Origin of the sequence: Aneurinibacillus migulanus (assembly GCF_001274715.1) — a bacterium.
Lineage (GTDB): Bacteria > Bacillota > Bacilli > Aneurinibacillales > Aneurinibacillaceae > Aneurinibacillus > Aneurinibacillus migulanus.
Map to the genome: position 1 here is coordinate 4,563,605 of NZ_LGUG01000004.1, position 11,583 is coordinate 4,575,187.

The 11,583-nt window shown below is 46.4% G+C and carries 13 protein-coding genes; all 13 read right to left on the bottom strand.

The features are described from left to right. Entirely contained in the window at positions 1–1,161 is a 1,161-nt protein-coding gene (aroC, locus tag AF333_RS23775; RefSeq protein ID WP_043067924.1) for a chorismate synthase, read from the bottom strand. A 236-nt stretch (positions 1,162–1,397) separates the two neighbouring features. Beyond that, positions 1,398–2,174 (bottom strand): CheR family methyltransferase, encoded by a 777-nt coding sequence (locus AF333_RS23780; RefSeq protein ID WP_043067925.1) that lies wholly within the window; start codon positions 2,172–2,174, stop codon positions 1,398–1,400. A 394-nt stretch (positions 2,175–2,568) separates the two neighbouring features. Then, the gene (gene ndk, locus AF333_RS23785; protein WP_043067926.1) at positions 2,569–3,018 is read right to left on the bottom strand and encodes a nucleoside-diphosphate kinase; all 450 of its coding nucleotides are present in this window, start codon (positions 3,016–3,018) and stop codon (positions 2,569–2,571) included. 97 nt (positions 3,019–3,115) lie between these two features. Continuing rightward, positions 3,116–4,069, bottom strand: a complete 954-nt coding sequence (gene hepT, locus AF333_RS23790) for a heptaprenyl diphosphate synthase component II (protein WP_043067927.1) — start codon at positions 4,067–4,069, stop codon at positions 3,116–3,118. A 36-nt stretch (positions 4,070–4,105) separates the two neighbouring features. After that, positions 4,106–4,957 (bottom strand): menaquinone biosynthetic enzyme MqnA/MqnD family protein, encoded by an 852-nt coding sequence (locus AF333_RS23795; protein ID WP_043067928.1) that lies wholly within the window; start codon positions 4,955–4,957, stop codon positions 4,106–4,108. 4 nt (positions 4,958–4,961) lie between these two features. After that, positions 4,962–5,552 carry a UbiX family flavin prenyltransferase gene (locus AF333_RS23800; protein ID WP_043067929.1) on the bottom strand — a complete coding sequence of 197 codons (591 nt, stop codon included), beginning with the start codon at positions 5,550–5,552 and terminating at the stop codon, positions 4,962–4,964. After that, positions 5,549–6,412 carry a UbiA-like polyprenyltransferase gene (locus AF333_RS23805; protein WP_043067930.1) on the bottom strand — a complete coding sequence of 288 codons (864 nt, stop codon included), beginning with the start codon at positions 6,410–6,412 and terminating at the stop codon, positions 5,549–5,551. The genes AF333_RS23800 and AF333_RS23805 overlap by 4 nt, the downstream gene beginning before the upstream one ends. Continuing rightward, entirely contained in the window at positions 6,409–7,143 is a 735-nt protein-coding gene (locus AF333_RS23810) for a demethylmenaquinone methyltransferase (RefSeq protein ID WP_043067931.1), read from the bottom strand. Before AF333_RS23810 ends, AF333_RS23805 begins: the two co-directional genes overlap by 4 nt. Before the next feature lie 2 nt (positions 7,144–7,145). Further along, positions 7,146–7,955, bottom strand: coding sequence for a heptaprenyl diphosphate synthase component 1 (locus AF333_RS23815; RefSeq protein WP_043067932.1), 810 nt, complete (start codon positions 7,953–7,955; stop codon positions 7,146–7,148). Between the two features lie 236 nt (positions 7,956–8,191). Next, entirely contained in the window at positions 8,192–8,419 is a 228-nt protein-coding gene (gene mtrB, locus AF333_RS23820) for a trp RNA-binding attenuation protein MtrB (RefSeq protein WP_021622638.1), read from the bottom strand. Between the two features lie 263 nt (positions 8,420–8,682). Then, positions 8,683–9,246: a GTP cyclohydrolase I FolE gene (folE, locus tag AF333_RS23825; RefSeq protein WP_043067933.1), complete on the bottom strand. Its 564-nt coding sequence runs from the start codon at positions 9,244–9,246 to the stop codon at positions 8,683–8,685. A gap of 113 nt (positions 9,247–9,359) precedes the next feature. Beyond that, positions 9,360–9,632, bottom strand: a complete 273-nt coding sequence (locus AF333_RS23830; protein WP_021622640.1) for an HU family DNA-binding protein — start codon at positions 9,630–9,632, stop codon at positions 9,360–9,362. A gap of 333 nt (positions 9,633–9,965) precedes the next feature. Then, on the bottom strand, positions 9,966–11,444 hold the full coding sequence (spoIVA, locus tag AF333_RS23835; RefSeq protein WP_043067934.1) for a stage IV sporulation protein A: 1,479 nt from the start codon (positions 11,442–11,444) through the stop codon (positions 9,966–9,968). Positions 11,445–11,583 lie beyond the last annotated feature (139 nt).

Below are 11,583 nucleotides of genomic sequence, written 5' to 3' on the forward strand. Positions count from 1 at the left end.
TTAAAACTCCTCTATATGCCGGAGGTAGCTCTCATAATTAGCTTTCATCTCTTCCAATGAATCACCGGCAAACTTCTCGCACAGTGCATCGGCTAATGTCCAGGATACAACCGCTTCGGCTACTACACTCGCAGCTGGCACAGCGCAGCTATCGGAACGTTCAATACTCGCCGCGAACGGTTCTTTTGTATCGATATCTATGCTGCCGAGCGGCTTATACAGCGTCGGAATCGGCTTCATAACACCACGTACGACCACTGGCAGGCCTGTTGTCATGCCACCTTCTAGTCCACCTGCACGGTTCGTGCTTCGGGAGTATCCGCCTTGTTCATCCAGCACAATCTCATCATGCACTTGCGATCCTGGACGAGCAGCGGCCTCGAAACCAATGCCGACTTCTACACCTTTGAATGCTTGAATGCTCATGACTGCCTGTGCAAGACGTCCGTCAAGCTTGCGGTCCCATTGCACATGACTGCCCAGACCTATAGGCACGCCTTCCGCGATGACTTCCACGACACCACCGAGTGAATCCCCGTCAGCTTTCGCTTTATCAATTAAATCCATCATTTTTTGTGCAGCTTCGCTGTCAAGACAGCGCACCGGCGATTCTTCGGTTATACGAATCATCTCTTCGAGGCTGACCTCGACGGATTTCGCTTCTACTTCTCCAATACGAAGGACATGGCCTGCAATTGCAATGTCGAATTGTTCTAATAATTGCCGTGCTACCGCACCAACCGCTACGCGTATGGCCGTCTCTCGTGCACTGGAACGTTCGAGGATATTACGCATGTCGTGCTGATTGTATTTCAATGCCCCGTTTAAGTCGGCATGTCCAGGACGCGGGCGCGAAACCCGACGCTTATCCTCGCCCTCTTCCACCGGCTCTGGGCTCATGATTTTCTGCCAATGAGTCCAATCCTTGTTTTCGACTACCAGACAGATAGGCGCACCCGTCGTCTTGCCGTGACGTACACCGCCAACGATTTTCACCTGATCTTTCTCGATTTGCATACGACGACCCCGGCCGTGTCCTTTCATACGGCGCAGCAGCTGCTCATTAATTTTTTCTACGGAAAGGGGTAAGTTACTAGGTACTCCTTCGATAATTGCTGTTAATTGAGGTCCATGTGATTCTCCTGCTGTAAGATAGCGCATCTTCTTCCTCCACCCTCTTTTGTATTTGTGTCAGGAAACATTTTTGCTCATAACACCGTCTCCTGCACTTGTTTTCTCCTGGTATAAAACGATATCAGCTAGCAAGCGTAGGGTTCGTTTTATTTTTTAAGTGCTATTATAGTATAGCTGTCGGGAAAATCCTAGACAAAATTCAGAAAAAAAAGCCGCGCTCATCCTTCTGATGACAAGTACGACTTTGCTTTCTCCACATTTTTTTACATTTTGCGGTAAAAAAACGTATCTTCCGGTTCGAATCCATACTGCTGCGGCTGAAAAATTTGCTCTGTGCTACCAACGAATAATACTCCACCGGTACGTAGTGAAGCGGCAAATTTATGATATAATTCGTGCTTCGCTTCCTCCGTGAAATAAATCATGACATTGCGGCAAATAATCAGATCGCAATTTTTATCGAACGCATCAGCTAGCATATTATGACGCTTAAATTTAATAAGGCGCTTGATGTCGTCCGAGATCGTGTATACCATACCGTCCTTCTTGAAGTATTTGGTTACTAGATCTTTCGGCGCATCCTGCAGCGAACGCTCCGTATACAGCCCCCGTTTCGCCTTAGCGATTGCCCCTTCGTCGATATCAGTCGCCGTAATGTCCATCTCGTGTAGCGGCATAAAACGCGTCAGAAGCATTGCCAGCGAATACGGCTCCTCACCCGTAGAGCAGGCAGCGCTCCAGCATTTAACCTTACCTTTCTCTTTGAGAAGACGGGGAAGGATTTTCTTCTCCAATACTTCCCAGCGGCTCGGATTCCGAAAAAACTCCGACACATTTATCGTCATACGATCCAAAAACTCATTAAACAGTTCCTGATTTTTAGTCATCGCTTCAAAAAAGCCTTCAAATGTATGATACCCTCTCTTTACACGCAACGAGGTTAATCGTCGCTTCATCTGGGCTTCTTTATACAACGCTAGATCAATGCCTGTTTTGTGCTTGATTCTGTCAATAAACTGCAAAAAATCTCTGTCTTCCATCACTCTATCCCCTTTAATCCCTTGCAAACATTACTAGAATGGTATTCGCGGTCTTCGTTTTTTTTCCTGCCTACTTATAAGAAAAACTCGCGGGCGTTGCCGGTCTTTTTCGCCCTTCGTGCCACGCGCTCCACAAGTAATAAAGAAAACTTGGCTGGTGCCAAGCTATCGCGCAGGCAACTGCCTTAGTTGCCCTTATGCAGCTCTGCTGCGCAAGCAACGTTTGGCATACGCTTCGCGAGTTTTTCGAGTAATGCAATTCGGAAGAAAGTATATGTTGCTTTCTCGCTTTACAGTGACATATACTTTCTTAATCCGTAAAAAAAGCGGACGAAAGCTTGATGCTTTCATCCGCCTAGTCAGTCAACTAGGAAATTTCCACGTAATTCGCAGATTAAATCCACTTGTTGATTGTTTTTTCATATACGTGCAGTTCATTATCATTGAACCATAGCGTGATTTCACGTTCAGCTGTTTCTGGAGCGTCAGAGCCATGGATGATATTCATCCCCATACTGATTCCGAAATCACCACGGATTGTGCCTGGTGCCGCTTCTGCTGGATTTGTTTTACCCATCATGTTACGAGCTGTGGCAATTACGTTCTCGCCTTCCCACACCATGGCAAATACAGCGCCGGATGTAATGAAGTCTACAAGCTCACCAAAAAACGGCTTTTCTTTATGCTCAGCGTAATGCTCTTCCGCCAACTCGCGCGGTACATTCATCAGCTTTGCGCCGATCAAATGGAAGCCTTTGCGCTCAAAGCGCTGCATAATATCTCCAATCAGATTGCGTTGTACAGCATCTGGTTTTGCCATAATAAACGTACGTTGTTTCGCCATGTATTTACAACCTCCATGTTTTCTCAATTCTGTATGTACGATGTGCTAGCACACAACGAAAATTTTAACAAATTCAGGGTACATTTGCAACTTTCGCTTATGATTGCCTTTCTCCGAAAAAATGTGCAATTTTTAGTAATGCATCCTTATTGCGGTTGTCGGGCAACCCTTCGAGAGCCGCAGCGGCCCGCATCAAGTACCAATCTGCAAGCTTCTGGGCCTCATTAATGCACTCTCCTTCACGAATGAATCGTATCATCTCGTCCGTCCGATTCTCTTCAGCCAATACACGGAATGCGGCCGCATTTTGGCTTTTATGGTATGCATAAAGCGCTGGTAACGTAATGTTTCCCTGTTTCAAATCACTGCCTGCAGGTTTTCCGAGCTTCTTTTCATCACCAATAAAATCCAGAATATCGTCGGTAATTTGAAATGCCATACCAGCATTGTATCCATATGCATACAATCTGTGTACAACATCTTTGGATGCATCCGTCGCGATAGCCCCCAATTGGCAGCTAATTGCCATTAAAAGCGCCGTTTTTCGTTTAATACGGCGCAAATATCGACGTAAATTTTGATCCCAATTATTCAAATCACGGATTTGCTCAATCTCGCCAAGGCACACTTCAACAATCGTATTAGATAAAATTTTGTGGATTTGTGGATTGGGCAGTTCGGTAACAAGCGTAAGCGCCCGGGCAAAAATATAGTCACCGGTATACATCGCAATCCGGTTATCCCATTTTGATTTCACTGTGATTTTGCCGCGCCTAAGCTCCGCATCATCAATGACGTCATCGTGAACAAGGGATGCCGCATGAATCAATTCAAGGGGCACAGCCACATATTTAAGACGCTCAATATCATAGTTGCCAAACTTACCGCCTAGCAGCACAAAGACGGGGCGGATCCGTTTCCCCCCGGCTTTGAGCAAATGGCTGGCTGCTTTATGCAACACGGGTTCTTTCGTATCAATCGCCCTATCCAGCTCGCGTTCAATATAATTCATATCCGATCGGAATGGCCAAAAAATATCTGTTAGTTTCATTACGTTCCACCCAACTGGTTCTTCTCTTCCTTTGGCTTATACAGCCGACTGCCGGGAGTCCGGGCTCCAAATCTCTACTTTGGCTGCCTCCTCCAACAGTCCAAGTTCGGCTGCACATGCGTAATAATATTCCAGCCCTTTTTTATGCTCGGAAGTAAATTCATATGACAGCCCTGTATAATACACTTTCCAAAATTCAGCTGTAGCGCCAAATTCCTTTTTCGCCTGTGCCACAACCGTGTCCAAATCGGTCAACCCTTTTTTCTTACTATGCAGAAACTCATTATGGACACTACGCAAAAGCTCCGACTTATCCCGCGTAATTTCACGGCGCACTGCCCAGACTGCAAATACTGACCATAAACCGGTATGCTTATACCATAACTCCCCTAGGTCATACATATAATAGCCGGGATTATTCCAGGAAGCAAGCAGTGCATCGTCGCCGATTAACAGTGCGGCGTCCGCTACTGCCATCATTTTCTCCAGATTGGCCGGCATCACTTCATAGGATGGAGAAGACTGATAGAATTTCTCTAAAATCACTTTAAGGAGATTATTCGATGTGGCTGATTTATCGGTCAGCGCCACTTTTGCTTCTTTCAATTCTTCAATCGGCTTGCGTGAAAACAGAAAAATAGAGCGCACCTTGCCTTTTGAGCTAATGGACAAGTCAGGCAGTATTTCATATTCCTTATAATTGCGACCATACTCAAATGACGAGATGGGACCCATATCAATCGTACCCGCAGCCATGCTACGATTTAACTGTGAGGGAACCTGCGGAATCAATTCTACCTGATGCTCATCAAACTGATCGGTACGAAAAAAATGATAGATAGGCATAATGTTGCTAAATGAAATTTTACCAATTTTTATTGCAGACATTATTTCACTCTCCCCAACGGCGAAATAGTTCATGCGGCACATCGAGAGTGTCCAGTACTTTTCCTACCACAAAGTTGATGATATCATCCATTGTCTGCGGCTTGTGGTAATACCCGGGCATGGCGGGCACGATGTGCGCTCCCACCTGCGCCAGCTTCGTCATATTCTCCAGTTGAATGACGTTAAGTGGCGTCTCACGCGGCACGATTACCAGCTTCTTCCCTTCCTTCAGCATTACGTCAGCAGTACGTTCCAGCAGATTGCCGGATGCGCCGTGCGCAATGCCCGATAGCGTCCCCATGGAGCAAGGGAGAATAACCATGGCGTCGCTGCGGTAGGAACCGCTCGCCACAGGTGCTGTGAAATCACGCAGTGTATGGTAATGGAGCTCTCCATTCACTGACGCAAAGTGCTCCCGAATGACCGCGTCCCGGTCCGATGTATCCCAGTCCAGCTCTTCCCGAAATACCTGCCAACCAGCTTCTGTTACTATCAAATGCACTTTATAGTCATGGAGGAGCAGCTGCTGCACAAGGCGCACCCCGTATATCGCACCACTCGCCCCTGTAATTCCGACAACGAAAATTTTCTTCATCTCATCACCAAATCAAGCAAAGTAAAGGAGAACACAACCACACTCAATACCCCGTTCATCGTGAAAAAAGCTGTGTTTAACTTGGATAAATCATTGGGTGATACCAAACGATGCTCATACACTAAAATCATCGAAGCAATGATAATACCAACAACAAACCAAACATGCAGGCTAGTAGCGATGAACAGGCCGATAAAGCCCGCGATCGTTATGATATGAAACAGCCGGGCCAGCTTCAACGCTTTGGCAATGCCGAAATAGCTCGGAATAGAGTACAATCCGCGCTCACGATCAAACTCGGCATCCTGACATGCATAGATGACATCGAATCCCGCCGTCCATAGCGCAACGGAAACGAACAACAAAATCCCCATCCAGTCCACCTGTCCGGTTGTTGCCACCCATCCTCCAAGCGGTGCAAGACCGATGGCGATCCCAAGAATTAGATGACAGGCCCAAGTAAACCGTTTCGTGTATGAGTATAAGACCAGAAAAAATACAGCAACTGGTAAAAGTTTTACCGCCAACATATTCAACTGGGATGCGGCGAAAAACAATACAATGAAAGATACGATAATAAACAAAAGCACTTCTTTTTCTTTTAACAATCCGGCCGGAATGGCTCGCATCGCCGTACGTGGATTTTCCGCATCAAAACGGCGGTCGATTAACCGGTTAAGCGCCATGGCTGCACTTCGTGCACCTACCATCGCTACAATAATCCAGAAAATCTGCCACCAAGTCGGCCACGTACCATTTACGACGAAACTTCCAAGAATCGCGCCCATAAACGCAAACGGAAGTGCAAAAATCGTATGTTCAAACTTAATCATTTCAAGAATAATCTTTAATTTTCTCATGGCTTATCCACCTGTTTTTTAAAACCAATGTGTAGCGCGGAAACACCGCCGACAAATAATTTCGTCTGTACGTCTACAAGACCTACTGAACGGAATACATCCGCAAGCTGCCTGCTATCAGGAAAGTTCGTCAATGACTGGGGCAGCCAGCTGTATTCCTCATATTTATCCACCACCATACGGGCGATAAGTGGCAGGATATTATAAAAATAAAAAAAGAATAACTTACGGTACAGCATGAATGGTGGCTTACTGACTTCCAGTGACACCACTTGTCCACCTGGCTTCACTACCCGCTCCATCTCGCGTATAACCTGTTTATAATCAGGTACGTTTCGTAGCGCAAAGCCAATCGTAGCATAATCAAACGTATTGTCTGGGTATGGAATGCGCATCGCATCCCCGTTGACCAGTGTGACCTGATCCAGGCCCTTACTACGAATTTTTCCGGCACCAACATCCAGCATATTCTGACTGAAATCAAGGCCAACTACGTTGCCGGTTGGGCCAACCGCCTCCGCCAGACTGATGGTCCAATCACACGTTCCGCAGCACAAATCAATCGCACTCTGACCTGTGTTTACGCCCATTCGCTTGTTTGTATATTCGCGCCAGGCACCGTGGCGACCAAAGCTAATAACGGAGTTCATCCGATCATATTCTTTCGCAATCGATTCGAACACCGAATGTACATAACCCGCCTTCTCTTCCCCCTGCAATTTCTCGCGCATGGTTACATCTCCTCTGCCCTTGCTTTCTGGTTGTCCAACTCTTCAGCACACTGCTCTACCAGATGCTTCAACTCGGTCCGGCACTCTTCCCCTTCCACCAGCGCGGTTAACTTTCGACACTGATGGAGCGCTTTATGGACGTTCTGCAGCATTGACTGGTAGGCATTATGTGTGCCTTCCTCCTGACTCAGCAGATGAAAATACCGTCCGGGGCGTTCTTCAAAACGACAGGCCCGATACTCAACAAGCAATTGCTCAATAAGTAGCATCTGTGAAAAAATTCGCATCCACACATCTGCAGTATCTGCTCCATATGCATTTCCGAAAGAGCAGAGCAGAGAGGATTCAATATCCACCTTGCGTCGCAAATATTGTTCAGCTGTCCAACCATTCTCCCAGTACAAACTGATTTTCCATTCATTAATCTCTTGTATGCTTCGCGCCAGCTGTTTAATCGTCTGCACATCTTCCATATCGGCAAGCAAATGATAATATTGGCCACTGAAATAATCTCCGGCCAAAATGGTAAGCTGACGGGTTCGAATGCCCGTAGGTGTATCTTCCTTACTTAGGCTAACTCGCTCGTGGCTATCAAGGCCGAGCTGAATAAGCATAGCAGTCACGATATATTTACGGAGTTTCGATTCGGCTATGCCGCACTGCCGCAGGAAAAGATACAGCAAACACACGCGAAGCTGTGAGATGGGTGGATTATCTATGTACTGGTTGAGGACTCGATTTTCGGCATGCAATTTAATCTGATCTACAATGCTTTCTATTTCTTCCTGAAAATCATCTCTCAAAAGGCTCATCTGTTATGCATCCCCCAAAAAAACGTTCCACGTTCACTGAAAACATACCTATAAAGTATACCATACTACTACTCGTACGACACCATGCTATTATATAATTCTCGTGTAAGAATTGTAAGTTTCTCCTACAGCAAAAAACCGTCTTTTCTATCTGTATTGTATACGATGAATGCTAAAGATGCCCTAGAATTCTGCTCTCTGCAAGAAAAAACAAGCAGAGACCTGCTTGTTTTTCTTTACTTGTCCACCAGTGTATCCATCGTTCCGTTGCTTGTCTGAATGACGGCTTTTCCGCGAACTTTAATCGCGGATGTATGTTCAGTGAACTGGGCGATCATAACTTCGCCTTTATCCAGTTTTTCAGAGTGATGAAACTTTGTCGATTCACCTCTTGTTAATCCGATTACATTAACGCCGTTCTCCAGGGCTTTAATAACAATGAATTCGTTTGAATTTCCGCTCATAAACGCTCCCCCTCTATACTCTTACCGTGCCGTACGGCTACGATTTTAACTATCGCGCAAATAGGAAGCGCTGTCAACGATTATCTGTATAACCAAAAGCCGATATATACCACAGCTATGAGCAGAGCGAGCGGCAGAAGCCACAGCCAATACATCGTTTTTATCTTATTCATCGCATGTTCACCTCAAACTTAGCATGCGTAAATACTTCCACTCTTAGTCAAAAGTTCGATAGTGAAGCTGTCCCTTGCACGTGCCCCTAACTATCCCTTAATTAAGCTAAATACTTCCGCACGCGATGCCGAGTCCTTGGCAAAGATACCACGTACGGCCGAAGTAACGGTTTTGGCACCCGGTTTTTTAACTCCCCGCATCGTCATACACAGATGCTCGGCTTCTACAACGACAACGACTCCATGTGGTTCAAGCGTGTCCATAATTGAATCGGCTACCGTTGAAGTAATCCTTTCCTGCAATTGTGGCCGCTTCGCTACTGCTTCTACGGCACGTGCTAGCTTAGACAAACCTGTTACCCGTCCGCCGCGCGGGATGTAGCCTACATGCGCCACCCCATAGAATGGTACCAAATGATGTTCGCACATAGAGTAGAACGGGATATCTTTAACAAGGACAAGTTCTTCATGATCTTCGCTGAATACGACAGAGAAATACTCTTTTGGGTCCTGCGTTAGGCCGGAGAACACTTCCTCATACATGCGCGCCACGCGCGCTGGTGTATCAAGCAGCCCTTCACGGTTCGGATCCTCACCCACCGCTTCAAGTATCATGCGAACCCCTTCTTCAATCTTTTTATGATTTATCTTCATGTCTGCCTCCTATTTACGGGCCGAGATAGGAAAAAGAGCTGTACCTTCGTACAGCTCCCGTGTTTGCTTTGCCATAAATGGATGAATCGAGTCCAATGGCGGTATGTACGCCACTATTGAATATCTTCCTTCAGTGCTTTACCAGGCTTGAAGGCAGGTACCTTGCTAGCAGCAATTTCGATTTCTTCTCCAGTTTGCGGATTGCGGCCTTTGCGGGCAGCGCGCTCACGCACCTCGAAATTACCGAATCCGATCAATTGTACTTTGTCCCCGTCTTTCAATGCTTCCGTAATTGCATCAAACACTGCGTCAACTGCTTTGGTCGCATCTTTCTTTGTGAGTTCGGCAACTTCGGATACTTTCGTGATTAATTCCGTTTTATTCATGTCATTCACCTCCTCCCAAAGGGGGTTATCTTGTTATACGTTGTTAACCAAATATGGAGTAAATATACGTAACTCAAGCATTTTTAAGGTGGACAAGCTAATATTAATATAGAAAACGCTGCAATTCAAGGGATTTCACCCAATATCCTACTACTCAGCCCGTATCCTTCCAGAATTTTTCAGATTTATTTCCATTTTAACCCACATTAGCAGAAAGCAAGTTTCCTATTAATGGAAACTTGCTTAAATTTAGTTCTTTAAAACAGGAAAAAGGCTTCTGCCTGATAAGGAGAAGCCACTGTTCTTCCCATTTTTCATGTTTGTATATACACCCTATAAAATAATCGCGATTAATCCGCCTGAACCCTCATTGATGATGCGTTCTAGCGTTTCTTGCAACTTATAGCGTGCATTATCCGGCATCATGGACAATTTGGCAGAAATACCTTCGTTAACAATTGAGTTTAGCGAACGTCCAAAAATGTCCGAATTCCATATGCTTAGCGGATTTTCTTCGAAATCTTGCATCAAGTATCTTACCAACTCTTCACTCTGCTTCTCCGTACCGATAATCGGCGCAAACTCCGACTCTACATCGACACGAATCATATGAATCGATGGAGCCGTCGCTTTCAGACGGACACCGAAACGGGAACCGTGCCGAATAATCTCCGGTTCATCGAGCTTCATCTCCTCAAGCGAAGGCGGTGCAATACCGTATCCTGTCTGACGGACCATATTAAGCGCACTTGAGATCTTGTCGTACTCTTTCTTGGCTACGCTGAACTCCTGCATAAGCTGTAGCAGGTGATCCTTGCCGCGAATTTCTACGCCAACGATCTCCATTAGAATTTGGTCATATAATTCATCCTGAGCATACAGATCAATCTCCGCAACTCCCTGACCCATGTTCATATCGGCGAGCGCCGCTCGGTCAATGAATTCGTATTCGCTAAAGTACCCCACTACTCGATCTACATCACGCAAGCGACGAATGTCCTTCACCGTCTCACGCACAGCTTCTTCGAAATTTTGACGCAACCAGTGATCTTCATGTAGCACCATAACCCAGGAAGGAAGATTTACATTGACTTCGTGAACCGGGAATTCGAACAACACTTCACGCAGAACCGTAAGCCCTTCCCGCTCATCCATCGAATCCACACTCATCACAAGTACGGGTACATCATATTTTTCTTCAAGCGCGGCACGTAGAGCAACAGTTTCTGGCCGCCCCGGTTGCGTAGAGTTAACAATCATTACGAACGGCTTCCCTACTTCTTTCAGTTCGGCAACAACACGCTCTTCCGCCTCTTCGTAACCGGACCGAGAAATTTCGGCGATGGTCCCATCCGATGTGACAACTACACCGAGCGTTGAATGCTCTTGAATAACCTTGCGCGTCCCCAGTTCTGCCGCTTCTTCGAACGGAACCGGCTCATCATACCAGGGGGTTGTCACCATGCGCGGTCCGTTCTCGTCTTCATATCCCCGTGCTCCTTCTACCGCATAACCAACACAATCAACAAGTCGCACGTTAATATCGAGTCCATCAGCAACATGAATCGCGACCGCATTATTCGGCACGAATTTTGGTTCGGTCGTCATAATCGTTCTGCCGGCAGCGCTCTGCGGAAGTTCGTCCACAGCGCGAACCCGTTCCGCTTCATACGGAATGCTGGGTATCACAATTGATTCCATGAAGCGTTTAATGAATGTCGATTTTCCGGTACGAACAGGGCCGACCACGCCGATATAGATGTCTCCCCCCGTACGCTCCGCAATATCTTTGAAAATATCTACACGTTCCACCTGGATACCTCCTCGCGTTTCTTCCCATCTACTTCTTGTACTATAAGGACACTACTCATCTTATGAGGGCGACGGAAAAAATAGACCTCGACACGGCCTGAACGAAAATAGCGGAAGCTGTGCCGGGCTTCCGCTGTTT